26 protein-coding genes are annotated in these 24,686 nt (G+C 64.5%); 5 read left to right on the top strand and 21 right to left on the bottom strand.

Going from position 1 to position 24,686, the window contains the following annotated elements; genetic code table 11:
* Window positions 1-100: 100 nt before the first annotated feature.
* The gene (locus tag AC1TPF_RS07380) at window positions 101-358 is read right to left on the bottom strand and encodes a glutaredoxin family protein (protein WP_482135768.1); all 258 of its coding nucleotides are present in this window, start codon (window positions 356-358) and stop codon (window positions 101-103) included.
* A 64-nt stretch (window positions 359-422) separates the two neighbouring features.
* On the opposite strand from AC1TPF_RS07380, the gene AC1TPF_RS07375 reads away from it, so the two are divergent.
* Complete coding sequence (locus tag AC1TPF_RS07375; protein ID WP_482143287.1) at window positions 423-1,601, top strand: HAD family hydrolase; 1,179 nt, start codon at window positions 423-425, stop codon at window positions 1,599-1,601.
* Window positions 1,602-1,688: 87 nt separating this feature from the next.
* Here AC1TPF_RS07375 and AC1TPF_RS07370 read toward each other — a convergent pair whose 3' ends face one another.
* The 9 genes from AC1TPF_RS07370 to AC1TPF_RS07330 all read right to left on the bottom strand — a co-directional run bounded on the left by AC1TPF_RS07370 (window position 1,689) and on the right by AC1TPF_RS07330 (window position 10,287).
* Window positions 1,689-2,843, bottom strand: a complete 1,155-nt coding sequence (locus AC1TPF_RS07370; RefSeq protein ID WP_482144050.1) for a lysophospholipid acyltransferase family protein — start codon at window positions 2,841-2,843, stop codon at window positions 1,689-1,691.
* A 135-nt stretch (window positions 2,844-2,978) separates the two neighbouring features.
* Window positions 2,979-4,040 carry an NAD-dependent epimerase/dehydratase family protein gene (locus AC1TPF_RS07365; RefSeq protein WP_482143286.1) on the bottom strand — a complete coding sequence of 354 codons (1,062 nt, stop codon included), beginning with the start codon at window positions 4,038-4,040 and terminating at the stop codon, window positions 2,979-2,981.
* A 167-nt stretch (window positions 4,041-4,207) separates the two neighbouring features.
* A complete protein-coding gene (locus tag AC1TPF_RS07360) occupies window positions 4,208-4,309 on the bottom strand; it encodes a 30S ribosomal protein bS22 (protein ID WP_003402602.1) in 102 nt (33 codons plus the stop codon).
* Between the two features lie 259 nt (window positions 4,310-4,568).
* Window positions 4,569-4,787: a helix-turn-helix domain-containing protein gene (locus tag AC1TPF_RS07355; RefSeq protein ID WP_482135772.1), complete on the bottom strand. Its 219-nt coding sequence runs from the start codon at window positions 4,785-4,787 to the stop codon at window positions 4,569-4,571.
* Between the two features lie 247 nt (window positions 4,788-5,034).
* Window positions 5,035-5,871, bottom strand: a complete 837-nt coding sequence (proC, locus tag AC1TPF_RS07350; RefSeq protein ID WP_482143285.1) for a pyrroline-5-carboxylate reductase — start codon at window positions 5,869-5,871, stop codon at window positions 5,035-5,037.
* A 57-nt stretch (window positions 5,872-5,928) separates the two neighbouring features.
* A complete protein-coding gene (locus AC1TPF_RS07345) occupies window positions 5,929-6,771 on the bottom strand; it encodes a thioesterase family protein (RefSeq protein WP_482144048.1) in 843 nt (280 codons plus the stop codon).
* Window positions 6,772-6,796: 25 nt separating this feature from the next.
* The gene (locus tag AC1TPF_RS07340) at window positions 6,797-7,666 is read right to left on the bottom strand and encodes a sugar phosphate isomerase/epimerase family protein (RefSeq protein ID WP_482137263.1); all 870 of its coding nucleotides are present in this window, start codon (window positions 7,664-7,666) and stop codon (window positions 6,797-6,799) included.
* A gap of 114 nt (window positions 7,667-7,780) precedes the next feature.
* A complete protein-coding gene (locus AC1TPF_RS07335; RefSeq protein WP_482143283.1) occupies window positions 7,781-9,313 on the bottom strand; it encodes a hypothetical protein in 1,533 nt (510 codons plus the stop codon).
* A 17-nt stretch (window positions 9,314-9,330) separates the two neighbouring features.
* Window positions 9,331-10,287 (bottom strand): Ppx/GppA family phosphatase, encoded by a 957-nt coding sequence (locus tag AC1TPF_RS07330; protein WP_482135775.1) that lies wholly within the window; start codon window positions 10,285-10,287, stop codon window positions 9,331-9,333.
* 13 nt (window positions 10,288-10,300) lie between these two features.
* Between AC1TPF_RS07330 and AC1TPF_RS07325 the strand changes: the two genes are divergently transcribed.
* Window positions 10,301-11,176, top strand: coding sequence for a DUF3109 family protein (locus AC1TPF_RS07325; RefSeq protein WP_482135776.1), 876 nt, complete (start codon window positions 10,301-10,303; stop codon window positions 11,174-11,176).
* 51 nt (window positions 11,177-11,227) lie between these two features.
* On the opposite strand, the gene AC1TPF_RS07320 is transcribed toward AC1TPF_RS07325, so the two are convergent.
* The 4 genes from AC1TPF_RS07320 to AC1TPF_RS07305 form a co-directional block, all read right to left on the bottom strand.
* Window positions 11,228-11,917, bottom strand: coding sequence for a winged helix-turn-helix domain-containing protein (locus AC1TPF_RS07320; RefSeq protein WP_482143282.1), 690 nt, complete (start codon window positions 11,915-11,917; stop codon window positions 11,228-11,230).
* A complete protein-coding gene (locus AC1TPF_RS07315) occupies window positions 11,914-13,230 on the bottom strand; it encodes a sensor histidine kinase (RefSeq protein ID WP_482135778.1) in 1,317 nt (438 codons plus the stop codon). The genes AC1TPF_RS07320 and AC1TPF_RS07315 overlap by 4 nt, the downstream gene beginning before the upstream one ends.
* A gap of 163 nt (window positions 13,231-13,393) precedes the next feature.
* Window positions 13,394-13,729 carry a GNAT family N-acetyltransferase gene (locus AC1TPF_RS07310; RefSeq protein WP_482135779.1) on the bottom strand — a complete coding sequence of 112 codons (336 nt, stop codon included), beginning with the start codon at window positions 13,727-13,729 and terminating at the stop codon, window positions 13,394-13,396.
* A gap of 92 nt (window positions 13,730-13,821) precedes the next feature.
* Window positions 13,822-14,568, bottom strand: coding sequence for a phosphoglyceromutase (locus AC1TPF_RS07305; protein ID WP_482143280.1), 747 nt, complete (start codon window positions 14,566-14,568; stop codon window positions 13,822-13,824).
* A 53-nt stretch (window positions 14,569-14,621) separates the two neighbouring features.
* Between AC1TPF_RS07305 and AC1TPF_RS07300 the strand changes: the two genes are divergently transcribed.
* Together AC1TPF_RS07300 and AC1TPF_RS07295 are read left to right on the top strand one after the other, a co-directional pair.
* Entirely contained in the window at window positions 14,622-15,392 is a 771-nt protein-coding gene (locus AC1TPF_RS07300) for a tyrosine-protein phosphatase (protein WP_482135781.1), read from the top strand.
* A gap of 80 nt (window positions 15,393-15,472) precedes the next feature.
* Complete coding sequence (locus AC1TPF_RS07295) at window positions 15,473-16,921, top strand: MFS transporter (protein WP_482135782.1); 1,449 nt, start codon at window positions 15,473-15,475, stop codon at window positions 16,919-16,921.
* Between the two features lie 89 nt (window positions 16,922-17,010).
* Here the strand turns inward: AC1TPF_RS07295 and AC1TPF_RS07290 are convergent, their stop codons facing one another.
* From AC1TPF_RS07290 to AC1TPF_RS07260, 7 genes are all read right to left on the bottom strand, one after another.
* Window positions 17,011-18,609: an AMP-binding protein gene (locus AC1TPF_RS07290; protein ID WP_482135783.1), complete on the bottom strand. Its 1,599-nt coding sequence runs from the start codon at window positions 18,607-18,609 to the stop codon at window positions 17,011-17,013.
* Between the two features lie 78 nt (window positions 18,610-18,687).
* The gene (locus AC1TPF_RS07285; RefSeq protein ID WP_482135784.1) at window positions 18,688-19,293 is read right to left on the bottom strand and encodes a type III secretion system chaperone family protein; all 606 of its coding nucleotides are present in this window, start codon (window positions 19,291-19,293) and stop codon (window positions 18,688-18,690) included.
* Entirely contained in the window at window positions 19,290-20,651 is a 1,362-nt protein-coding gene (mshA, locus tag AC1TPF_RS07280) for a D-inositol-3-phosphate glycosyltransferase (protein WP_482143278.1), read from the bottom strand. The genes AC1TPF_RS07285 and mshA overlap by 4 nt, the downstream gene beginning before the upstream one ends.
* The gene (locus tag AC1TPF_RS07275; protein ID WP_482143277.1) at window positions 20,648-21,514 is read right to left on the bottom strand and encodes an alpha/beta fold hydrolase; all 867 of its coding nucleotides are present in this window, start codon (window positions 21,512-21,514) and stop codon (window positions 20,648-20,650) included. The genes mshA and AC1TPF_RS07275 overlap by 4 nt, the downstream gene beginning before the upstream one ends.
* Window positions 21,515-21,623: 109 nt before the next feature.
* Window positions 21,624-22,022 carry an arsenate reductase ArsC gene (locus tag AC1TPF_RS07270; RefSeq protein WP_482143276.1) on the bottom strand — a complete coding sequence of 133 codons (399 nt, stop codon included), beginning with the start codon at window positions 22,020-22,022 and terminating at the stop codon, window positions 21,624-21,626.
* Window positions 22,023-23,120 carry an ACR3 family arsenite efflux transporter gene (arsB, locus tag AC1TPF_RS07265; RefSeq protein ID WP_482143274.1) on the bottom strand — a complete coding sequence of 366 codons (1,098 nt, stop codon included), beginning with the start codon at window positions 23,118-23,120 and terminating at the stop codon, window positions 22,023-22,025.
* Window positions 23,117-23,500: an ArsR/SmtB family transcription factor gene (locus AC1TPF_RS07260; protein ID WP_482143272.1), complete on the bottom strand. Its 384-nt coding sequence runs from the start codon at window positions 23,498-23,500 to the stop codon at window positions 23,117-23,119. Before AC1TPF_RS07260 ends, arsB begins: the two co-directional genes overlap by 4 nt.
* A 151-nt stretch (window positions 23,501-23,651) precedes the next feature.
* Here AC1TPF_RS07260 and AC1TPF_RS07255 point away from each other — a divergent pair, with 151 nt between their 5' ends.
* Complete coding sequence (locus AC1TPF_RS07255; protein WP_482135791.1) at window positions 23,652-24,635, top strand: pirin family protein; 984 nt, start codon at window positions 23,652-23,654, stop codon at window positions 24,633-24,635.
* Window positions 24,636-24,686: the final 51 nt, after the last annotated feature.

Here is a 24,686-nt window from a genome sequence, read left to right as displayed (position 1 = left end):
AACACTTCGGTTACACGGACGTAACCACTCGACGGTCCACGGTACCGCTTGTGAATCGATTCACAAACTCGACCGCTGTAATGCTGGCCACAAGTCTGGACTAGTGTCCAGCACTCAGTCGTAAATCTGCTTCCAACCTGGGGATATCAACATCCCAGTAGCTATGCTCACGACCGTCGAGCAGGACGACCGGCAGTCGATCGCCGTATTCGGCGCGCAGAGAGGGATCGGTTTCGGCGGCCGCATCGACATCGATTTCTTCGAACTCGACCCCGAACTCGTCGAGGATCGGTTGCAAATCGGCAACCGCACGGGCGCAGGCGGCACAACCCGCCCGGGAGAGCAGCGTGATCGTCACACGGCCAGTCTTGCACTGTGCACCGACTACGCTTGAAGCGGACCGATCAGGGGAGGCGGTAGGAGTGACACAAACTCCAGGCGACGGGCACACCGGCGGCGATGATTCTGAGACCGACCCCCGCATCGAAGACAACGTCGACGAGACGGCCGCGGCAGGATCAGAGCCCGGACACACCCACGGCAGGACCCACGACGACGCCCGCGACGACGCCCGCGACGACGATGATGCGGTCGACGATGATGACGACGACATCCCCGGGAAACCGGCCACCCCGTCGCGTCCACTGTCACCGCTGACGAGCCGGGTCGGACGCTTTCGTCAGTCCGCTGCCGAGCTGCGCCAGTCACTGGCAGGCGAGGCCAGCGCGCAAGCCGCGTATTCGAAGCTCCGGGAACGTTCACTGCACGTCCCGGACGAGGGCACCGTAGCCACCATCGAGGTCGATGAACCGGGTGTACCGACCGATGTGCCGCCGGACCTGACCGCCGCCGCATTCTTCGACGTCGACAACACCCTGGTGCAGGGCGCCTCGATGATCCACTTCGCACGTGGGCTCGCCGCCCGCGACTACTTCAGCTACCGCGACATCATGGAGTTCGTCTGGGCCCAGGCGAAGTTCCGCATCACCGGCCGCGAGAACTCCGAGGACGTCGCCCAGGGCCGGGAAAAGGCCCTCTCGTTCATCGCCGGGCGTCAGACCGCAGAGCTGGTACGCCTCGGCGAGGAGATCTTCGACGAGTTCATCGCCGACAAGATCTGGCCGGGGACCGCGTCCCTTGCACAGATGCACATCGACGCAGGCCAGCAGGTCTGGCTGGTCACGGCGACCCCGGTCGAGCTGGCGCAGACGATCGCCGACCGGCTCGGGCTCACCGGAGCACTGGGCACAGTCGCCGAAAGCGTTGACGGTGTGTTCACCGGCCGGCTGGTCGGCGACATCCTGCACGGGCTCGGCAAGGCCCACGCCGTGCGAACCCTGGCGATCCGCGAAGGACTCAACCTCAAGCGCTGCACCGCGTACTCGGATTCACACAACGACGTGCCGATGCTCTCGCTCGTCGGCACCGCGGTGGCCATCAACCCCGACGCCGACCTTCGGGACGTCGCCCGGGTCCGCGGCTGGGAGATCAGGGACTATCGCACGGCCCGCAAGGCCGCGAAGATCGGCCTTCCGACCGCGGTATTCCTCGGTGCCGCAGGTGGTGGCGCCGCAGCCGCCGTCAAACACCTCCGCCGCTGACCCGGCACCTCCCGATGATGTGGCCTTTTGGCGAACAAAACCCCAGGTGGGATACGCCAAAAGGGCACATTATCGGGCTTGGCGAGCTCAGCCGAAGTAGACGCTGCCGCGACGGCTGAGCATTTTGAAGAGGGTCTGCTGGATCTCTTCCCGAACATGGTCGGTGAGATCGAACACGACCATCGGATCGTCGGCGGCCTGCTCGTCGTAGTGACCGGTCTCGATCGGCGTCCCGAAATGGATCTTCCACTTCGACGGCAACGGCACCAGCCCCAACGGACCGAGCAGTGGGAACGTCGGGGTGACCGGGAGGTACGGCAGACCCAGCAGCCGGGCGATCGGCTTGAGGTCGCCCAGCATCGGATAGATCTCTTCGGAGCCGACAATCGACACCGGGATGATCGGGACACCGGCCCGCAGCGCGGTGGTGACGAACCCGCCGCGACCGAAGCGTTGCAGCTTGTAGCGATCTTTGTAGAGCTTGCCGATGCCCTTGAATCCCTCGGGCCACACCGCCGTCAGTTCACCGCCACGCAGCAACCGCTGCGCATCCGCGGTGCAAGCCAGGGTCGATCCGGTGCGCCGGGCGATCTCGCTGATGAACGGGGTGTCGAACACGAGGTCGGCCGCGAGCACCCGCAGGTGCCTCTTGGCCGGATGATGATCGTGCACCGCGACCGAGGTCATCAGCGCGTCGATGGGAATGGTTCCGGCATGGTTGGCGACCAGCAGTCCCCCACCGTCGAGCGGGAGGTTCTCGATGCCGCTGACCTCTACGCGGAACCACTTGTCGAACAGCACCCGCAGCGCAGGCAGCCACACAGATTCGGTGAAGTGCGGATCGAACCCGAAGTCGTCGACCTCGTAGTCACCGGTGACCCGCTGCCGGACGTAGCCGGCGGCGCCGGTGATCGAGTCGGCAACCGCCCCGCGCACACCGTCGAGACTGAGCAGCGACGACGGCTCGGGTTCGGCGAACTCCCCTGCCGCCAACTTCGCCCCGATGTCGGCGCTGATCGGCGTGACCGGTGCCTGATGAAAGTCGTCGGTGTTGGGATGACCGTTTGTGGGGCGCGTCTTGCCGGCCGAATTCTGTTGCGGCGGTTCGGCTTTACCCCCACTGGTGGTCGCCTGCGAAGGATGTCGCCGACGCGCGCGGCCGTTCGGCCCCGGTGAGCTCGAATAGAGCTGGATCACCTTTGCCGTCCGCGCATCAGTCGTTCGGTCCCGACCCGGCACCAGCACGCACCTTCCTCAAGCGAAACGCTTGCCACCCCTGGATGTCGCATTCACGCCACAACATCTTCATTGTCCCTGCCCCGGCGGGTGCAACGCCACCCGACAACGTAGTTCTCCGATAACAAACCACCCGCTAGCTCATGTCAATTGCAGCGCGGCCTTACGCGCCCATCCCTCCACCCGATACCAGGCGTCCGGCGAGATCACCGGCTCCAACGGTTTACGCGACAGAAAATCGTCAAACGTCTCGATGCTCGTATACGTCGGCGCGAATCCGAGCTCGGTCCGCATCCGCGTGGTGTCGAGCACCCGGCCGAAAGTCACGTAATCGACCTGGTCGAGCTGCATCGACGTCACCCGCATCCCCCGGTATACACCTGCCACCGTTCCGAGCATCGTCGACGGGACCGGCAACCCGATCCGGCCTGCACGGCGCACCGCCTGGGTCAGGGTCATCACCCCATCGGCAGCGATGTTGAAGATCCCGGGACGCCCGGCCAGCGTGGCGTGCTCAAGAGCTGACAGCGCGTCCTCCTCGTGCAGGAACTGCAGGCGCGGCTCATGACCGATCACGACCGGGATCACCGCCGACGAGAAGTACTTGCTCATCCGGGTCGAGATCTTCGGACCGAGCATCGCGGACAGCCTCAGGATGGTGACGGTCATGTCCGGACGGCGGCGCCCGAGCCCGCGGGCATATCCCTCGACGTCGATGAGGTCGCGGGCGTACCCCTTGGTGGGCTCGACGCGGGCCGCGGTCTCTTCAGAGAAGTGCGCCGGGTCCGCGGAACTCGACCCGTAGATGATCCCGGCAGACCGAACGATGAATCGCTTGACGGTCGGGCTGCGCTGAGCGGCCGCGCACAACTGCATCGTGCCGATGACGTTGAACTCTTTGATCGCCGCCGAATGGCCGACGGTGTCCATCACGGATGTCGAGGCGTGCACGATCGTGTCGACACCGGCCTGGTCGATGATCTTGGCGATGCTGGTCCGGCGAATATCGGTTCGGATGAACTCGGCCCGGCCGAATCGCCGCAGCATGTCCTTCGACGGGACCAGCGAATCGACCGCGATCACCCGGTCGATCGCCGGATTCTGGGACAGGCGGGTGGTGAGATAGCCGCCGAGAAAGGTCGACGCACCCGTCACCAGCACCACTGAAGGTGCTGACTCCACCTCATCCTCGCCCTCGGCCATGCGCCCAGCGTACGGAAGTTGTTTCGGGTTTTGCCAGTGTGTAGCGGGTTAACATCTCGATAATCAAAACGACCGAGTTCAGAGCGTCACGGTCACGACCCGGCGGACCCCGGAAACGACAAAACCCGCCGACAATGCGGCGGGTTCTGTCTATAGAACGAGAAAACTCACTTACCAAGTTTCCTACGCTGCACTCGCGTGCGACGCAGCAACTTGCGGTGCTTCTTCTTCGACATGCGCTTGCGGCGCTTCTTGATCACTGAACCCATCTGGGAACTTCCTCACGATCTGACCTGATGGTCCTACAGGTTTTGGCCGTCCACACAGGCTGGCTCACTTACTACGCGCGCCAGAACACCGGCGAACGGGTCGCCTGCAAACCTTACCGCCAGAGCGACCAGTGGCGAAATCCACTACGGATCGAAGATCCGCCGACCAGGGGTCGATGCCGACATGTTGGCAGGTCAGCACTTTACGGACCGTAGATGTTGCTCCACGGCCCGTAAGGGGCGATTACTGCAACCGGGGCTAACCGGCGTCGAAGTACGACGTCTCGAGATAGTCGTGAACAGCCTTTGCGTGCACGCGGAACGAGCGACCTACACGAACTGCAGGCAACTCGCCGTTGTGCACCAGGCGGTACACCGTCATCTTGGAGACCCGCATCAATGTTGCGACCTCGGCGACGGTGAGGAACTGGGTTCCACCACCGGCGGCGTTGTCACCTGACTTATTTGCAGATGCCATGAAAATTTCATACCTCCGGTGCACGCGTCGCGGCCGCAGGCTTCCCCTCCTGCGGACTCCAGACACGCACGTGCTTCACGAAGCTTAGCGTGGCGGGTGGGGTCAATGCGACGTGAGTGGGCAATTGTTTCTAATTGACGGCCCAATTGTGGACATTTTCCGGCAAAACGCCGATGGCGGCCGCACCCGGAAGCGATTGCTTCGGGTATGGCCGCCATCGGCGTTCGGGCTTTACCCGAGCGCAGCGTCAGTCGGCTTCGATCGCCGAGAGCACCGCTTTGCCGATTGCCTCGCTCTTGGCCGCACTGGCGAGCACAGCCTCGGAGACCGCATGCCGGAGCCCGTACCGCTCGAACTCGCGCACCGCAGCCGCCGTCGTCCCGGCCGGGGAGGTCACCGCGGCCCGCAGATCCACCGGTGAGACACCGGAGTCCGTGAGCAGCACACCGGCGCCACGGATGGTCTGGGCGGCGAGCTCGGTCGCCATCGCCCGGGTCAACCCCAGACTGACACCAGCATCGGCCATCGCCTCGGCCATGAGGAACATGTACGCGGGCCCCGATCCGGACAGCGCGGTGATGGCGTCCATCTGCTTTTCCGGGACGACGACAACCTTGCCAACGGTCTCGAGCAGTGTCACCACGGTCGCGACGTGCTCCTCGGTGGCGTACCGGCCACCGGACACCCCGCACATCGCCTCGCCGACGAGCATCGGCGTGTTGGGCATCACCCGGACAACAGGCGCGCCTGCGGGCAGCGCGTTCTCGTACTTCGCGGTGGGCAGCCCGCTGACCAGGGTCACGGTCAGCCGTTCCTGCTCACCCATGTCCTCGATCTCGGCCATCACCGACAGCACCGGGTCGACATCTCCCGGCTTGATGGCCAGGACCACGATCGCGGCACCTTCCACCGCGTCGGCGATGTCGGTGACGCGGACTCCGTAGTCGGCGGTCAGTTCTTTGGCCCTGGCGGCGAACTTCTCTGCCACGACGAGGTCTTTGACGGGCTTGCCGGTCCGGATCAGACCGGCCAACAGGGCCTCCCCGATGTTGCCGCCGCCGACAATTGCGATTCGCTGGGTCATGAAGTCACTTTCTCACGCTGAGATTGATGTAGGTGTGCGCCAGTTGTGGGGCGAGGATCAGTTGGCATCAGGGATCATGGCGAGCTGGCGGGACTGCACAACGACGTTCCCGGTCGAATCGATGACCACATGGTCCTCTTCGAACCAGCCGTGCCCGACCTCGGTGCTCGACGATTCGATCCGCAGCCAGCCCGGTGCCGGGTTGCGCCGAAGGTACGTGGTCAGCTGCATCGTCGGCGCCCAGCCGAACATGCCGAGGTTCATCACCACCGGAGCACTGAGATCTCCGGCCAGCACCGCGAAGAGCCCGTCGGGCGCGGTGGTCTTCGGTCGGGCCCACATCCGGAAGACGGGGTCACCCTTCTGCCCGCGGGCGAAGGCAACGGACTTCTCGTCGATGGCGATGTCGAGGACCGCACCGAGGTGCATGATGTCGCCCATCGGGCTGTCCTCGATGTAGATCACGCCGTCGCCGGGTTCGACCGGCATGTCCCGCAACGTCGAGGGGGCCGAATAGTGGCCGTCGGTGTCGGGTGTGCCGATCGTGACCGTCGAATGAACCAGGTTGCGGCCCTTTTGATGTACCTCGACGTCGACCAGCGACACCCGCCGGCCGCGTTTGCGCACCCAGACCGCAAGAGTGATCTCCGCGGGATCCGGTGCGCCGAGGAAGTTCGTGGCGATCGCCACCGGCGCCAGTCCCGACGCTGCGGGCTTGTCGGGGGTAGCCGTCGCGATGAATCCGGCCAACGCCGCGTTGGCGGTGAGCATCTGCAAGGTGCCGCCGTGGACCTTGGGGCCGATGGTGAAGACGGGGTCGATCTGCGCGGTGTACTCGATCCGGTCCGATCCCGGGTCTCCGACCTGCTGCAAAGTGTTGACGATGTCAAGGTTGGGCACAGACAACTTACAAACACTCCTGTGGTTACGCCCGCTCGAGATTCCTTCTTGCGAAATCCAGTGAGCGGGAAAGGATCTCGCGACGCTCAGCTTTGGTGTTCACCGCACTGCTGCTGACTTCCAATATGACCGAACCGGAGAAGTCACCCTCGGCCAGTCGACTACACACTTCCACACAGGGTTGCGAACCTTCACCGGGGACCAGATGTTCGTCAACCGCGGCGCCCGAGCCATCGGCCAGATGGAGGTGGCGCAGGCCCGTGCCCATCCGTTCGAGCATTTCGATCGCGTCGACGCCCGCCGTCGACGAATGGGACAGATCCAGCGTGTAGTGCGCAAAACCATCGTCGGTCGGATCGATCGAGGTCGCAAAAGCCGACACCGAGCGGCCCGGTCCCCCACCACGACGCAACATCCGGTCGGCCGCCTCGTCGTACTTGCCGAAGAACCGGTCGGTGCGGATCGGGAACATGTTCTCCACCGCGATGGCGATGTCGGAGTCGTCCTCGAGGATCTGCACCAGGTCACGAAATCCGTTTGCATACTTCCGCTGCCACCGGAACGGCGGATGCACCACCACTGTCTTGGCCCCGAGATCCTCGGCGGCGGCCACCGAACGGGCCAGTTTCGCAGCCGGGTCCCGACCCCAGACCCGCTGCGAGATCAGCAAACACGGCGCATGTACGGACAGGACCGGCAGTTGGTAATGCTCGGACAGCCGCGCGACCCGGGTGATGTCCTGGCTCGCCGCATCCGCCCAGACCATCAGTTCGATGCCGTCGTATCCAAGATCGGCGGCGTACTGGAATGCCGCTTCGGTGTTCTGCGGATACACCGAGGCGGTCGACAGGCCCACCGAGATGTCGCCGCGTGGGAGTTCAGGACGCGGACTCACCTTGGGCAGACCCACCGAGGTGTCGTCTGGTGAGGATTCATGACTCTGACTCACGTTCGGCAGGCCGGCGGAGATGTCCTCGGGTGGGAGTTCCGGACTCACCGGCACCTGGATTCAGTCCCCGGCAATCAGCAACAGGACAAGAGGACCTATCGTCACCAGCAATCCCACACCCATCGCCAGCAGCGTGCTGATCAGATCGTTGCTACGACGCACGACGTGAACCAGCGTCACCAACCCGAAGATCACCGCGACGGAGAGGATCAGCGCGAACAGGACGTTCCAGCGCCACAACTCGGTGAAACCCCAGAACAGGGCCACACCGACGGCCAGCCCGGCCAGCACCTGACCGATGAGCAGCATCCATTGGACAGTCGGGGACTGTTCCTCCGCGCCGCCCGATGTCGGCGTTGCCGACTCAGGTTCCGAATCCGACGACTCCGCGCCATGTTTGATGAGCGAGGTCTTGCCGGGCTTGACCCCGGCCTCGTCCTGACCGGAACCGGCACCCGCCGCGACCGCGGCACCGGTGCCGCGAACCCGTCCGAACTCTGACGTCGGCGATTCATCTGCGGTCTCAACCGACTTCGTCGTGTCGACGTCATCGGCGGCAGTGACATCGGCGGCAGTGGTGTCAGCATCTTCGTCGAACCGGAGGTAGCGATCATCGGCGGCCTGCGTTGCCTGCGCCCGCTGCCTCGGCACCTCTTCGGGCTCCGGTGCGGGTTCACGTTCCGTTGCGGGCGTCGCGGCCTCGGACTCCCCCGACTTGTCGGGCAACTTCGGAATGAACTGTGTCACAGTCCGATCCGAGTGGTCGTCGACATCATCATCGGTAACCGGCGTGATCGCGGGTTCGGCTTTGCGACCGAATCCGAACAGGCCCCGCTTCTTCTTCTTGCCACCCGCCGTCGCAGCGCCGGGCCCTTCACCGGTCTCGACGTCTTCGAAATTCCGGTACCGCTCGAACTCTCGTTCGCGCTCGGCGGCGCTCAGGACGCGATGATCGTCGTCACTGTCATCTACCTGCGAGTACGCCTGCATCGACGGGATGACGCCGGTCGTCTCCTCATCGGCGTCGCCTGACGTCGATCGGTTGGCCGCTGAACCCTGTTCGGCCGCAACCTGCACCGATGTGACGGCGGAAGCATCAGCGGATCCGGACTCCAGTGGGCCACCAGTCCCCGAATCGACAGTCGCCGGCTTTGCGCCAAGCGGCGCAGGCCGATCAGGTGCACCGGGTGTCGGCTTGATGCCAGACCCCGCTGCGGCCGCGGCCCGCTTCGAGACCTCCGAGGTGCTGAAGTCCCGGGTCGGCGGCAGCGTCGAAGACTGTGTGCCGGTCGCCGGTTGCCGTGCCTGCTCCACGTTCGGCGGCGCCGACGGCGGATCAGCCTTCGGCCGGGACACCTCCGCAGCCTTCGGCTGTGACGCTTCAGCAGCCTTCGGCTGGGCAGTCACCCGGGGGATTTCGCCGGTCAACTCCGCAACCGACACCGAATCCTTGCCGCCACGACGACGACGCCCGGTCGCGGCAGGCGAACTCCCGACAGCCGAGACCACATCGTCGGCACCCTGCTCTTTGGCACGTGCCAAGAGCTCGGCAACCGAGATCGGACGCGATTCGGGATCCATTCCTCTGGCCATGAGCTACTTCACCATCCTTAGCGTTGACCCGCCGGCAATTCGGCATCACTGGACTCCAGGTCCAGCCTGCGCAAGATCACACCTTCACGGAGGGCCCATGGGCATATCTCCAGGGTATCGACCGACAGAGCCCGCATGGTGGACTCGGCCACGAGTGCGCCGGCCACCAGCTGTCCAGCACGGTCCACACTCACTCCCTCCAGCTCGGCCCGGTCCGATGCGGTCATCCGGGAGATGAACGCGATCAACTGTCGTAGACCATCACTTGTAAGTGTCCTCTTGACGCGAGGTCCAGCGCTGGAAGGCGCCGCTCCGGTGAGTCGCGCCAGCGAACGGAAGGTCTTGGAGGTGCCGACGGCCATGTCCGGCCGTCCGGCCGCGATGAGTTGTTTGGACGCCACAGCCAGTTCGGAATCGAGCCAATCCCGCAGCACAGCAACCCGGCGACGACCCGGCGGATCCTCCGACAACCACTCGCGGGTGAGCCGTCCGGCGCCCAGCGGCAACGACAGCGCGACGTCCGGCTCCTCGTCCACGCCGTTGGAGAGCTCCAGAGAGCCACCACCGATGTCGACGGCCAGGATCCGTCCGGCACCCCAACCGTGCCAGCGACGGACCGCCAGCGACGTCAGACGGGCCTCGTCGACGCCGGAGAGCACCGTCAGGCGGACACCGGTCTGCGCCTGGACCCGATCGAGTACCTCGTCGGAGTTCGTCGCGTCCCGGACCGCGGAGGTGGCAAAGGCCATCACCTGCTCGCAGCCCGAGGTGTAGGCGATCTTGGTGAACTCGTCGACCGCATCGACGAGGGTGTCGGCGCCACGCCGGGTCAGCCTGCCGTCACCGTCGATCTGCTCCGCGAGTCGCAATGTCGACTTGGTCGAACTCATCGGGGTCGGGTGACCGCCCCGATGCGCATCGACCACCAAGAGGTGGACTGTGTTGCTCCCGACATCTAGCACTCCTAAACGCACGCTCTACAACCTAATGCGTCTACCGTTGGCGATTGTGCACGCAGCCTCCAAAATCGCGCCGAAACCCGAAGTTCCTCTCGACTTCCCACGCGAGTGGTACGAGTTTGTCGACCCCTCGAATCCAGAACACCTCATCAATGCAGACCTGACGTGGCTGTTGTCGCACTGGACCTGCGTCTTCGGCACCCCGGCATGCCAGGGCATCATCGAGGGCCGCGAGGACGACGGGTGCTGCAGTCATGGCGCCTATCTCTCCGACGACGACGACCGCGAGATCCTGGCCAAGGGCATGGCGATGCTGACCCCCGACGACTGGCAGTTCTACGAAAAGGGTTCGGGCAACAACCCTTTGGGCAAGCGCGGCTACCTCGAGGAGGACGATCTCGATGGTGAGCCTGCCCTCAAGACCCGTAAGTACAAGGGTGCCTGCATCTTCCTCAACCGTCCAGGTTTTGCCGGCGGCCAGGGTTGCGCACTGCACTCGATGGCACTGCGCAAGGGCATCGAACCGCTCGAGGTGAAACCGGAGGTGTGCTGGCAGCTACCGGTCCGGCGCGAACAACAGTGGGTCGAGCGTCCCGACGGCGAAGAAGTACTCAAGACCACGATCACCGAATTCGACCGGCGTGGCTGGGGATCGGGCGGCGCCGATCTCCAGTGGTACTGCTCGGGGTCCCCCGATGCGCACATCGGCGAAAAGCAGGTCTGGCAGTCGTACCGGCCGGAGCTGATCGCGTTGATCGGTGAGCCTGCCTACGAGGAACTGGCCAAGATCTGTTCCCGGCGCAGCGCGCTGGGGCTCATCGCCATACATCCGGCCACCGCGGCCGCCACCAAGCGTCAAGAAGGCGACATCAAGTACGCCCAGCATCCCGAAGAACACTCCTGAGCGATCGGGATGTGTGCGGCTCTGGCGACAGAGCCGCACACCGCGGGGCGATCAGGGCTCGAACTTGTAGCCCAGTCCGCGGACGGTCACGAGGTGTTTCGGGTTACCCGGGTCCGCTTCAATCTTGGACCGCAACCGCTTGACGTGGACGTCGAGGGTCTTGGTGTCACCGACATAGTCGGCGCCCCAGACCCGATCGATCAGCTGGCCCCTGGTCAAGACCCGTCCGGAGTTGCGGAGCAGGTATTCGAGTAGGTCGAACTCCTTGAGCGGCAATGTGATCGGATTCCCGCTCGCCGACACCGTGTGCCGTTCGACGTCCATCGAGACAGGTCCGGCCTCGATCAGCCCGCCGTCGAGGTCGGCGGTGTCGCCCTCGACGCCGCCGCGACGCAGCACGGCCCGGATCCGGGCGATCAGTTCCCGCGCCGAATACGGCTTGGTCACGTAGTCATCGGCGCCGAGTTCGAGCCCGACCACCTTGTCGATCTCGCTGTCGCGGGCGGTCACCATGATCACCGGCACCGACGACCGCGCGCGAATCGCTTTGCACACCTCGGTGCCCGAAGCGCCGGGAAGCATCACGTCGAGCAGGACGATGTCCGGTCCCACCCGTTCGAACTCGGGTAGCGCACTGGCCCCGTCGGTGACGATCGTGGCTTCGAACCCCTCCTTTCGGAGCAGAAATGCAAGCGGGTCCGCCAAGGACATCTCGTCCTCGACGATCAGCACATGTGTCAAAGGCTCAATTCTTTCTCTTCGAAGACCACGGGGGCGGCCGGTTCGGGCTTGGTGACCGCGGATGTCTGCCATCCCGCCGACAGGGACGAGTCGGCGACATACGGAATGGTGAGGGTGAACGTGGAGCCGGTACCGGGCTTGCTCCACAGGTTGATGGCGCCGCCGTGATTGGAGGCGACGTGTTTGACGATCGCGAGCCCGAGACCGGTGCCACCGGTCTTGCGGGACCGGGCCTTGTCCACCCGGAAGAAGCGTTCGAAGACCCGCTTCTGATACTCGGGTTCGATACCGATGCCGCGGTCCGTCACCGCGATCGCCACCATCTGCTGTTCCCCGATGGTCACCACCCGGCGACTGACCGACACCGCGGTCCCGCTGGGTGAGTAGGCGATGGCGTTGGCGACGAGGTTGTTCAGGGCGGTCCGCAGCAACGTGTGGTCGCCGTGAACGTGCAGCCCGGAATCGTCGTCGGCGGTCAGTCTGATCCCGGCGGCCTCGGCGTTGATCTGCGCCCGGTCGAGGACGTCGTCGATCAGCGGATCAACCTCGAGATCGTCGAGGTCGGGCAGGCGTTCGGCACCCTGCAGACGCGACAACGCGATCAGTTCGGAGACCATGTTGCCCAGACGCTGCGACTCGATGTGGACGCGCTCTGCGAAATGCTCGACGGAGTACGGGTCGTCGGACGATTCCATCAGGGCCTCTGCCAGCAAACCGATCGCGGCGACGGGCGTCTTGAGCTCATGGGACACATTGGCCACGAAGTCGCGGCGGGTCTCCTCGACGCGGGCGTTCTCGGTGTCGTCCTGTCCGTAGATCACCGCGTAGCGTTCGTGGCCGTCGGTGACCAGCCCGCTACGGCAGGACACCGCATGGACCTTGCGGCCGGGGCTGCGCCCGGTCGAGACGAAGCCGCCTGCACTCTGCGGTGGGACGAAGCTGAACTGCTCGACTGCGCCGGTCTCCAGGGTGACCTGGGCGTGTTCCCAGACGTCGTCGTCGAGCAGATGGTCCCGGACCATCCCGAGGTAGACCGCGCGCTCGTTGAAGAAGACGACGTCGCGCACCACGTCGACCACTGCCAGCCCCGTCTCACCGCCCTCGACGATGAGGTCGAGCAGGGTCGCGCGGGTCATGGGGTGACGTTCGGGCTTCGACGGTGGAGTCATCGACTCCGGTGACGACCGGGTCTGCGCAGCTTCTGCCGGAGGCAGGTCACGCACCCTTGGTCGACGACGGCCGAAGAACCATCCGGCCGTCCCACTGATGAGAAGTGCCAGGATGGCCACTCCTGCGACAACAATTACGGTCACAGGCAAATCTTACGGGCAGCGCGACACAACACCCTTGAAGAATGCTCGCCATCTACTGTGGATAACAAGTCCGCACGCGACTGTTGGGGCGTTGTTCACGCGAACTTCGCCGTCGCGACTTTTGCACATCCCAAAACCCCCGGCCAAGACAGGTCGGGACCGCTCAGCGCGTGACCTCAGTGGCCATTGCCGCATATTCGGGGTGCAGTTCGATGAAGTATCCGACGTAGGAACACAGCGGAACCACGTCTTTCCCGGTCTTGGCAATATCGTCGAGAACATACTTGACCAGGTGCGCAGCGTAACCCTGGCCGCTGTATTGGTTGTGGACGACGGTATGGGTCAACACCACCTGTTCGGTTTCGTTGACATAGTCCAGGTAGCCGACGTACATGTCGTCGACGTAGATCTCATAACGTTCCTGAGGGACCGAATGCAACACGCTGATGTTGGACGTGCGCGTATCTTCCCCGACCTCTGATGTGTTTTTGCCCACCATGGACCCAGAGTAGACCTCACTTGGAACCCTGAGTCACGGTTGCGATAACCGCAGGGGAATTATCCCCTGCGGTCATCGGCAAAAGGAGTTCGTTATTTGTTGCCCTGTGCGGCGACGGCGGCGGCACCGGCCTTGGCCGCCTCGGGGTCGAGGTAGTCGCCACCGGGATTGAGTGGTTTGAGATTCTCGTCGAGGTCGTACCGCAGCGGATTGCCGGTCGGGATGTTGAGCCCGGCGATGTCCGCGTCGGAGATGCCGTCGAGGTACTTGACCAGGGCGCGCAGCGAGTTGCCGTGCGCGGCCACGAGCACCGTCTTACCGGCCTTCAGGTCGGCGGCGATGGTCTCCTCGAAGTACGGGATGAGCCGCACAACAACGTCTTTGAGGCATTCGGTCAACGGGACCTCCGGAAGGTCCGCGTACCGCACATCGCCATCCTGGCTGTACTCGCTGCCCTTTTCGATGGGCGGTGGCGGCACGTCATAGCTCCGACGCCAGAGCATGAACTGGTCGTCGCCGAACTTCTCTTTGGTCTCTGCCTTGTTGAGGCCCTGCAGCGCGCCGTAGTGCCGCTCGTTGAGCCGCCAGTCCCGGACGACCGGGATCCAGTGCCGGTCGGCGGTGTCGAGGGCGATCTGCGCGGTGGAGATCGCACGCCGCAGCAGCGAGGTGTACAGCACGTCCGGAAGCAGGTCGTGCTCGACCAGCAGCTCACCGGCGCGGACGGCCTCGGCCTCGCCTTCCTCGGTGAGCGGGACGTCGACCCAGCCGGTGAACTGGTTGGAGGCGTTCCACGTGCTCTGGCCGTGCCGCATCAGGATCAGGGTTCCGTTGCTCATGAGTCACTAGTTTTCCACAGCCTCGACACTTCGACAGTCAGCACTGTGGGGCAGTGACCATTTACACTGACGCCATGCTCCCCGGCGCCTGGAACTTCCGCAATGTGTCCGATCTCAAAACCTACGAAGGGCGTTGCGTCGCTGCGGGTTTCCTGTTCCGTAGTTCCGAGCTCAGCGGCTTGGAGGACAGCGGTGTCCAAAAGCTCTCCGAGCTGGGGGTGACGGATGTGTTCGATCTTCGCGACCTGCCCGAAGCCGAGCGCAGCGGATTCGACCGGGTACCCGGCGGTGTCCAGGTGCACGCGCTGCCCTTCGGGCTGAGCCGGGGCGACGGCAAGGCGCCGCACGAGATGACGTCGGCCGAATACGCGGCCGCCCGCGGCCAGTACATGCTCGATGTCTACCGGATGATGCCGGCACTGCCGGGTGCGATGAGCGCCGTCGGGTCGGCCATCAAGGTGCTCGGCGATCCCGATCGGCGACTACTGACCCATTGCGCGGCCGGTAAAGATCGCACCGGCTGGGTCACCGCCGTCGTCCTCGACGCCTTGGGCGTGCGCCGCGACGAGATCTTCACCGACTACCTGGCCAGCAACAACGATGTCGAGGCCCTCCGTGCGCACCTGATGCGGGTGTACGGCGCCGACGCCAAGGACGGCGAGCCTTTCGAGATCTCCGCCGATCTGCTCGGTGTTCGCGAAGAGTTCCTGGACACCGCATATGGGGCGATGACCGACGACTTCGGATCGCTCACCGACTATCTGGCGGCATGTCAGGTGACCGACGCCGAGGTCGAGGCGCTTCAGAACCGCCTGCTGGTCTGAGGTCATCGCACGTCAAACCGGGTGTCAAGACCGAATGTCGGACTTGTTTGTAGCTCCCATATGCATGCATGATGCAAGTAATGAACAGTAGAGAGAGCAAGCCGGTTGAACCGCGGGTCCTCATCGCGGTGTTGTGCTTCGGCGGCTTGCTCGCGTCGTTCATGCAGACCCTGGTCGTGCCGATTGTCGGCCGACTCCCCGGATACCTCGACACGAGTCCCGATAACGCCTCCTGGGTCATCACGTCCACTCTGCTGACCGCCGCAGTTGCGATGCCGATCGCCGGTCGCCTGGCCGACATGTTCGGCAAGCGGCGCGTGATCCTCTTCTGCATCGGCGCGATGGTTGCCGGTTCGGCAGTTTGTGCGGCGACCAGCATGGTGCTCCCGATGATCATCGGCCGCGGATTGCAGGGACTGGCCATGGGAATCATCCCCTGTGGCATCAGCTTGCTCCGCGAAAAACTGGCGCCCGCGCGGATTCCCGGTGCCATCGCAACGATGTCGGCCACCCTCGGCGTCGGTGGCGCTATCGGGATGCCGGTGGCTGCCTGGATCACCCAGACCTATGACTGGCACGTCCTGTTCTGGACCTCCGGAGCGCTTGCGATCATCACGTTCCTCCTCGTCTTCGTGTTCGTCGGCGAGTCCGAGACCCGCTCCCCCGGAACGTTCGACGTCATCGGCGCCCTGGGACTCACCATCGCCATGGTCAGCCTGTTGCTCGCCGTATCGAAGGGCTCGACGTGGGGCTGGACCAGCGGACTGACGCTGGGTCTGACCGCCGCGGGCGTGGTGGTGCTGGCGGTGTGGGGCTGGTTCGAACTGCGGACGAAATCACCACTGGTCGACCTCCGCGTCTCCGCTCAGCCCGTCATCGCGGTCACCAACGCCGCGTCGGTGCTCTTCGGTTTCTCCCTGATGGCGATCGGCCTGGCAGCGCCGCAGTTGCTGCAGATCCCGCACATTCCGGGACTGACCGACTACGGCATGGGCCAGTCCCTGATCGCCACCGGTCTGATCCTCGCGCCGGGTGGTCTGATGATGATGTTCCTGTCGCCGGTGTCAGCCCGGTTGAACATCAACATCGGCCCCAAGTTCACCCTGCTCATCGGCGCCCTGTTCATCACGCTCGGCTATGTGATGTCGGTCTTCCTGATGTTCGAACCCTGGCAGATCCTGTTGTGCAACCTGGTGGTCAGCACCGGCGTCGGAATCGGATACTCGGCGATGCCCGCGTTGATCATGTCGGCCGCACCCCTGCACCAGATGGCGGCGGCCAACAGCCTGAACTCTCTGATGCGCTCGATCGGAACCGCGATCGCGTCGGCGTTGCTTGCGACCATGCTCACGACGTCGACTGTCGACATCGGAATCGGATTCCCGGTGCCTGCCGAGTCCGCATTCCGGCTGGTCTTCATCGTCGGCAGTGCCGCGGCATTGCTCGCGGCCCTGCTCGCGCTCTGCATCCCGTACACGTTCACGCGTCACAACGCGGTCGAATCGGTTGTGGCAAAGGAAAGGGTCTAGCCACCCCCCATCGCAAACGCTCCGGATACACGAAGACGCTCCGCAAATATGCGGAGCGTCTTCGTATTGGTGGAGCGTTTCGTGAAGGTCTACTTGCGTAGATCCTTGCGCAGGATCTTGCCTGCCGCGCTCTTCGGGATCGACTCGATGAACTCGACGGCACGCACCTTCTTGTGCGGAGCCACCTGGGATCCCACGAACTCGATGACCCGGTCGCCGGTGAGATCGCTGCCCTCGCGCTTGACGACAAACGCCTTGGGGATCTCCTCGCCGCTGTCGGGCTCGATCACACCGATGACCGCGACATCGACGACGTCGGGGTGGGTCAGCAGCAGCGCTTCGAGTTCGGCGGGCGGCACCTGGTAGCCCTTGTACTTGATCAGTTCTTTGAGCCGGTCGACGATGTAGACGAATCCGTTGGAGTCGACGACGGCCATGTCGCCGGTGTGCAGGAACCCGTCGGCGTCGATGGTCTCGGCGGTCGCGGCGTCGTTGTTCAGATAACCGACCATCACGTTGGGACCGGCAACCCACAGTTCACCGGGTTCGCTGACGCCCTCGGCGGGAATACCGATGTCCTCGCCGGTCACCGGGTCGACGATCTTGTTGACCGTGTTGGGGACGGGCCAGCCACACGAGTTGAGCGGCGCCTGCGGACCCTCGATTTCGCCGGCCGGGATGACGTGGCTGACCGGACTGAGCTCACTCATGCCGTAACCCTGGATCACCTGTGTGCCAAGACGTTTGGCGACTGCCTTGCCGAGATGCTCGTCCAGCGGCGCGGCACCGGACATGATGGTGTTGATCGACGAGAGGTCGTATTCGTCGACCATCGGATGCTTGGCCAGCGCAACGGCCACCGGCGGTGCGATGAACACGTAGCTGCACTTGTAGTTCTGGATCGACGCCAGGAACTGTTCGAGATCGAAGCGCGCCATCACAACGAGTTTCGCGCGATTGAGCAGAGCGGCGTTGAGCAACACCGTCATTCCGTAGATGTGGAAGAACGGCAGCACCGCCAAGACCGCGTCGCTGGCCTTCATCTTGAGCAACGGCTGGATCTGCTGGACGTTGGCGACAAGGTTGCGATGCGTGAGCATCACGCCCTTGGGGTTGCCGGTCGTGCCGGAACTGTACGGCAGCACCGCAAGGTGCGTGGCCGGATCAAAATCGACATCAGGTGCAGGCAGTCCCGCCCCCAGTAGGTCGATCGCGTTGGGGTTCTGGCTGTCTTTCTCACCGGGACCGTTGAGAACGATCACAGCGCTCTCGGGCAGGCCGACCTCTGCAGCGGCGGCCTTGGCCTGCTCTTCGAGCTGCGTGATGGTGATCAGCATCTTCGCGCCCGAGTCCTTGAGCTGCTTGACGATGTCTGAGGCGGTGAACAGGGCGTTGACGGTGGTCGCGGTGGCACCGGAACGCAGGATCCCGTGGAAGACAAAGGCAAACGCCGAGGTGTTGGCCGAGTGCAGGGCCACCACGTCACCGACACCGATGCCGCGGGCCGCCAGCGCTCCGGCGAATCCGTCGATTCGGGCGATCAATTCGCGGTAGGTGATGCCCTCGGTGGCACCGGCATCGATCGCAGCAACCCGATCGAGGTCCTCTTCGCTGATCGACCCGAACAGCGTGTCGTAGACCGACGTATCCGAGATCTCGACAGGGGGATAAGGGCTTTTGAAACTCATGATCTGTGAGACCTCCGCAGTGTGTTACCCGGCGCAGTGTGTGTTACCTGGCGGTGAACAACCTACCAATGATTCTTGTCAGCCTTCGACGGATCCGAATAGTTCTGGATCTCTGGGTTCTGCGACAATCGCCGGATTCTGGCCTCCGCCGGTGGCGCCATCGGCCAGGTCTTCGTCCCGGATGAGGTGTTCGAAGGCCTTCAGGTTCTTGAGCGACTCGCCCCGCGACACCCGCCATGCCCACTCACGCCGGATCGAGGTGATGAACCCGATTTCCAGCAGCACGTTGAAATCGCCGTCGGCGGCCTCGAGTGCCTGTCCGAGCAGCCGGTCCAGTTCGTCCGCCGTGATCGATTCTGCCGAGTGCCTACCCACCAGATAGATGTCGCCTGCGTTGTCCAGGGTGTATGCCATGCCGTACAGGCGACGGTTGCGCTTGAGCATCCACCGGTAGACACCCTCGTGGTTCTCGTCGGGCTTCCGGCAGACGAACGCCTCCAACCGCAGGCCGTGCGACCCCGTCGTCAGGAGCACCGTCGTCTTGAGTTTCTTCTCTCCCGGTAGTTCGACCACAAAATGGCCGGCACCGCTGCCACCGGAATTCTTACGGCCATATGCCAATTCACGGCTCTTGAGAAAGTCTTCGACGATCAGACTCAGATCAGCGGTGACGTCTGCGGTCATGCGCGCACTCCATTTCGTCGTCCGGCAAAGCGGCGGGCAATCCGGGAAAGCGGCCGGGCATCGGCGCTTCCTTGTGGTGCCAAGGGATACTGCCCACGGAAGGTACCGATGGCCCGGCTGTAGCTGTCGAGTAGCTGATCCGCAGTGTGATCCCAGGAAAAGTTCTGTGCGTGCACGCGGGCGGCAGCGCCCATCTTGGTCAGCAATTCCGGATCATCGAGCAGTCGACCGAGTTCGGCACTCCAGTGGTCGACGTCATGCCCGGACACCAGCACTCCGGTGACACCGTCATCCACTGCGACTCCCAGACCACCGACGTCGGCGGCGATCACCGGCACACCCACCGCCTGCGCCTCGATGGCAACAAGACCGAAGCTCTCCGAATAGCTCGGCACCGCAATCAGATCCGATGCCCGGTACACCCCGGCAAGGCGCTCCGGCGACTGCGGCGGGATGAAGGTCACCGACGATTCCATACCCAGCTCGCGGGCCAATTCGATGAGCGAGGTCGGCCGCTGTAGCCCCGAACCCGACGGACCGCCTGCGATCAGGACCCGGAGTTTGCGACCTCCGGCCAGACCTCGGCGAATCAGCGGTGCAGCCGCCCGCACCAAAATGTCCGGCGCCTTGAGAGGTTGGATCCGGCCAACGAACGTCACGACGACCTCGTCGGGATCGATGCCGAGGAACAACCTGGCCTCGGTCCGCGACCCCGGTGTGTAGCAGTCGAGATCCGCTCCGGGTGTCACCACATCAATACGCGAAGGATCTGCGTTGTGGATCGAAACCAGCTGCTGCGCTTCGGTTTCGGTGTTGACGATGAGACGATCCGCCTCGTCGATCACCTGCTGCTCGCCGATCTGGCGCATCGGCGGCTCCGGGACGTCACCCTCGGCGAGGGAAGCGTTCTTCACCGCGGCGAGGGTATGCGCGGTGTGCACCAGCGGTACCGCCCACCGGTCGCGGGCCAGCCAGCCCACCTGCCCGGACAGCCAGTAGTGCGAATGCACCAGGTCGTAGTATCCGGCCGGACGTCCGGCCTCGGCACGCAGTACCCCGGCGGTGAAGGCGCACAACTGCGTGGGCAGATCCCGCTTGTCGAGACCTTCGAACGGCCCGGCGACCACGTTGCGAACGACCACCCCGGGCGCCGCCAACACCATCGGCGCATCCGTCGAAGATGTTGCACGCGTGAATATCTCGACCTCGACACCACGTTCCGCGAGACGCTTTGCGGTTTGCCAGACGTAGACGTTCATCCCGCCTGCATCACCGACACCGGGCTGGGCCAGCGGCGAGGTGTGCACGGAGATCAGCGCCACCCGGTGCGGGACCGGAAAGTCGGTGCCGGCGTTCATCGGAGTGCTCCTGCGGTGGCGGTGACGAACTCGCGCACCTGCGCGGCGAACCGGGTCGGGTCTTCGACAAAGGGTGCGTGCCTCGCGCCGTCCCAATACCGGGTTATCGCACCGGGTACCAGGGTTGCGACGTGCTGTGCGCAGGAGATGTCGACCACCGGGTCGGCGGTGCCGTGGATGACCAATACCTCACCGTCGAAACCGGCGAGCACGTCGTCGTAGGAGGCGCCGCGTCCGAACAGTCCGGCCCGGACTGCGGGTGGAACGGTCAGCGACGTACCGAGGAACTGTTGCGCAAGGGCGCCCTGCTCCGACGGGACCAATGCTTCGACGAAGGTCAGCAGCGCCGCGGTCGCGACGGCGGGATCCTCCGAGTAGCCGGCGGGCAGGGCAGCACGCATCACGGGCCCGACCCGACCACCGGCTTCGCCGCGTCCCATCGAGGTGATCGCACCGGCCAGGATCAGTCCGGCCGGATTCGGCGCAGCAGAATCCGTATCGGCGCGGTGCTTGAGGTAGTCACCGACCACCAGCCCGCCGTATGACCAGCCGAGTAGGAAGATCTGTTGATCGCCGGTCACCTCGGCATCGAGAACCGCGGCGATGTCGCCGCCGAAGTCCTCGGCGCCCAGGTGGTCGTCGGCGGGCACCGAGGAATCTCCATGGCCACGCAGGTCGATCGCGATGACCCGGAAGTCCTGCGACAGGTCGTCGACCAGCGCATCGCCCCATGATCGCGACGACTGCGCCCAGCCGTGGATCAGCACCACCACCGGGGCATCGTCGTTGCCCGAGGAACCGGCCGTGCGGTAACTGATCTGCGTGCCGTCGCCTGCCAGGACCCGGCCCATGGAAGTACCCATGGGTCCACACTAATCGTGTGGGCCGGACAGGGTTCCGCCCGCCGACGCGCCCGCGGTGTGTCCGGCTGTCCACGCAGCAGGGTTCGACCTCTACGAGTTGAGTTCAACCCTATGAGTTGAGTTCAAGCAGGAGGGCTTCAACCTTTGCCCTGATCTCGTCGCGGATCGGGCGGACGGCCTCGACGCCTTGCCCGGCCGGATCGTCGAGGACCCAGTCGCGGTAGCTCGTGCCGGGGAAAATCGGACAGGTGTCACCGCAGCCCATCGTGATCACCACGTCGGAGGCCTCCGCGGCATCGGCGGTGAGGATCTTCGGCTTCTGCGCGGAGATGTCGATGCCGACCTCGGCCATCGCCTCGACCGCGGCCTGGTTCACCTGGTCGGCGGGTGCACTGCCTGCAGAACGGACCTCGATCCGGTCACCGCCGAGCGCGGTGAGGAATCCGGCGGCCATCTGGGATCGGCCTGCGTTGTGCACACAGACAAACAAGACGCTTGCAGTCGACATTCAGCGGCCTTTCGATTGTGGTCGGGCGGAGATCGTGGGCGCGAAGCGCTTTCGCAGGGCCAGCGAGACGTAGACCAGGCCGACGAGCACCGGGACCTCGATCAGCGGCCCGACAACACCGGCGAGCGCCTGCCCGGAGCTCGCGCCGTACGTGGCGATCGCGACGGCGATGGCGAGCTCGAAATTGTTGCCCGCCGCGGTGAACGCCAGTGTCGTGGTCCGCTCGTAGCCCATGCCGGCGACCGCCCCGAGCAGAAATCCGCCGCCCCACATGATCGCGAAGTAGACGAGGAGCGGGATCGCGATGCGGACGACGTCGACCGGTTTCGAGGTGATCTGCTCACCCTGCAGCGCGAAGAGGATCACGATCGTGAACAGGAGCCCGTACAGCGCCCACGGCCCGATGCGCGGCAGGAACTTCGATTCGTACCAGTCGCGGCCCTTGGCCTTCTCGCCGTAGCGGCGCGTGAGGAATCCCGCCAGCAGTGGGACGCCGAGGAAGATCAGCACCGACTTCGCGATCTGCCACGGCGAGGTGTCGATGGTGGTCTGCTCCAGATCCAGCCAACCCGGCAGCACAGACAGATAAAACCAGCCGAGCACCGCGAACATGATCACCTGGAACACCGAATTGATCGCGACCAGGACCGCGGCCGCCTCCCGGTCGCCGCAGGCGAGGTCGTTCCAGATGATGACCATCGCGATGCAGCGGGCCAGGCCGACGATGATCAGCCCGGTCCGATACTCGGGCAGGTCCGACAGGAAGATCCAGGCCAGCGCGAACATCAGGGCCGGGCCGAGCACCCAGTTCAGCGCCAGGGAACCGAGGAGGAGCTTGCGGTCGCCGGTGACCGAATCGAGGCGGTCGTAGCGGACCTTCGCCAGGACCGGATACATCATGATCAGCAGACCAAGGGCGATCGGCAGAGAGATGCCGTCGATTTCCACCGCGCCGAGCACGTCACCGAGACCAGGGACCCCCCGGCCGAGCAGCAGTCCGGCAACCATCGCGACGCCGATCCACACCGGCAGGTAGCGGTCGAGGGTCGAGAGTTTGCCGACGACGGCGGCCGACTGCGCGGTTCGGGTCTCACTCACGCCGTGACCTCCGCACACACCGATGACGGCAGCGCGAGTTCGACGTCGGTGAGCAGGACCGAGGACAGCTGCGACAGCGCCGAGGAGATCACCCGGTAGTACACCCAGGTCCCGCGCCGCTCGCAGTCCAGGAGCCCGGCCTCGCGCAGCACCTTCAGGTGATGGGAGATGGTCGGCTGCGACAGTTCGAAGGATCCGGAGATGTCACAGACACAGGCCTCTCCCCCGGCATGGGAAGCGATCAGCGACAACAACCGCAGGCGCACCGGATCACCGAGCGCCTTGAACATCCGGGCGAGGTCGGTGGCCCAGTCCTCGGTCAGCGGCTCCCGCACCAGCGGCGAGCAGCAGGCTTCATCCCGCGAACCTTGATTCGACATACGTCAATATTGACACATGTCGAATCAGCTTGGAAGTAGACCTCGGGTTGATGATGTTGCCGAGAAGGGCGCACCCCACACTCGGGAATGAAACGGACCGAAGTCCGATTATATCGTGCGTACCGTCTCACCTGCTTCGAAGGAGCCAGCCATGCCAGCCGTGACCGCAGATACCTTGACCCTGCCCCGCATCGCCGGCTCCACCGCCGCCGACACCGAACGTCCGGTTCGGTCGGTGACCACAGGACCCCGTGGATACGAGGGCGAAGGGTTTCCCGTCGTCCGGGCTTTTGCAGGCGCATCGAAGACCGACCTCGATCCGTTTGTGCACATGGACCAGATGGGCGAGGTCGAGTACCAGCCCGGTGAACCCCGCGGCACCAACTGGCATCCCCACCGCGGCTTCGAGACCGTGACCTACATGATCGACGGACGTTTCCAGCACCAGGATTCGCACGGCGGCGGCGGTTTGATCTCGGACGGCGCCACCCAGTGGATGACCGCCGGTTCGGGCATCCTGCACATCGAGACCCCACCGGCACAGCTGGTGGAAAGTGGCGGTCTGTTCCATGGTGTCCAGCTCTGGGTGAATCTGCCTGCGGCCGAGAAGATGTCCGACCCCGGTTACCAGTCCATCGAAGGCAAGCAGGCCACCCTGCTCAGCTCCGCCGACGGCGGCGCGCTCGTGCGCATCATCGCCGGTGACATCGACGGGCATCGGGGACCCGGCTCCACCCGCACTCCGATCACCCTGGCGCACGCCACAATCGAACCGGGCGCCGAGCTCGACCTGCCGTGGAACCGCGACTTCAACGCACTGGTGTACGTACTGTCCGGGCGTGGCACCGTGGGTCCGGTCGGCAACCCGATCCAGCAGGGTCAACTGGCCGTGCTCGGTCCCGGCGACCGGATCTCCATCTCGGCAGCGGCACATCAGGATTCGAACCGGCCCGCGCTCGAGGTGCTGCTGCTCGGCGGACGTCCCATCCGTGAACCGGTGTTCCAGTACGGGCCGTTCGTGATGAACACCAAGGCGCAGCTGATCGAGGCGATGGACGACTTCAACGCCGGCAAGTTCGGTCAGATCCCACCCGGCGCATTGATGCCGCACACATCGGTCAGCCGACAGAACTGACGTACCGATGAGATCGTGGAACCCGAACCCGGGTTCCACGATCTTGTGCCG

This window comes from Williamsia sp. Y853, from assembly GCF_056786495.1.
This window is presented reverse-complemented; position numbering and strand designations above follow the sequence as displayed.

Coding starts and splice junctions, on each gene's coding strand:
- AC1TPF_RS07275 (WP_482143277.1), bottom strand. CDS start 21,514: ATGGGTACTTCCATGGGCCGGGTCCTGGCAGGCGACGGCACGCAGATC.
- AC1TPF_RS07270 (WP_482143276.1), bottom strand. CDS start 22,022: ATGTCGACTGCAAGCGTCTTGTTTGTCTGTGTGCACAACGCAGGCCGA.
- AC1TPF_RS07360 (WP_003402602.1), bottom strand. CDS start 4,309: ATGGGTTCAGTGATCAAGAAGCGCCGCAAGCGCATGTCGAAGAAGAAG.
- AC1TPF_RS07305 (WP_482143280.1), bottom strand. CDS start 14,568: ATGAGCAACGGAACCCTGATCCTGATGCGGCACGGCCAGAGCACGTGG.
- mshA (WP_482143278.1), bottom strand. CDS start 20,651: ATGAACGCCGGCACCGACTTTCCGGTCCCGCACCGGGTGGCGCTGATC.
- AC1TPF_RS07355 (WP_482135772.1), bottom strand. CDS start 4,787: ATGGCATCTGCAAATAAGTCAGGTGACAACGCCGCCGGTGGTGGAACC.
- AC1TPF_RS07290 (WP_482135783.1), bottom strand. CDS start 18,609: ATGAGTTTCAAAAGCCCTTATCCCCCTGTCGAGATCTCGGATACGTCG.
- AC1TPF_RS07285 (WP_482135784.1), bottom strand. CDS start 19,293: ATGACCGCAGACGTCACCGCTGATCTGAGTCTGATCGTCGAAGACTTT.
- AC1TPF_RS07255 (WP_482135791.1), top strand. CDS start 23,652: ATGCCAGCCGTGACCGCAGATACCTTGACCCTGCCCCGCATCGCCGGC.
- AC1TPF_RS07335 (WP_482143283.1), bottom strand. CDS start 9,313: ATGGCCAGAGGAATGGATCCCGAATCGCGTCCGATCTCGGTTGCCGAG.
- AC1TPF_RS07260 (WP_482143272.1), bottom strand. CDS start 23,500: ATGTCGAATCAAGGTTCGCGGGATGAAGCCTGCTGCTCGCCGCTGGTG.
- AC1TPF_RS07295 (WP_482135782.1), top strand. CDS start 15,473: ATGAACAGTAGAGAGAGCAAGCCGGTTGAACCGCGGGTCCTCATCGCG.
- AC1TPF_RS07365 (WP_482143286.1), bottom strand. CDS start 4,040: ATGGCCGAGGGCGAGGATGAGGTGGAGTCAGCACCTTCAGTGGTGCTG.
- AC1TPF_RS07325 (WP_482135776.1), top strand. CDS start 10,301: ATGCGTCTACCGTTGGCGATTGTGCACGCAGCCTCCAAAATCGCGCCG.
- AC1TPF_RS07310 (WP_482135779.1), bottom strand. CDS start 13,729: ATGGTGGGCAAAAACACATCAGAGGTCGGGGAAGATACGCGCACGTCC.
- proC (WP_482143285.1), bottom strand. CDS start 5,871: ATGACCCAGCGAATCGCAATTGTCGGCGGCGGCAACATCGGGGAGGCC.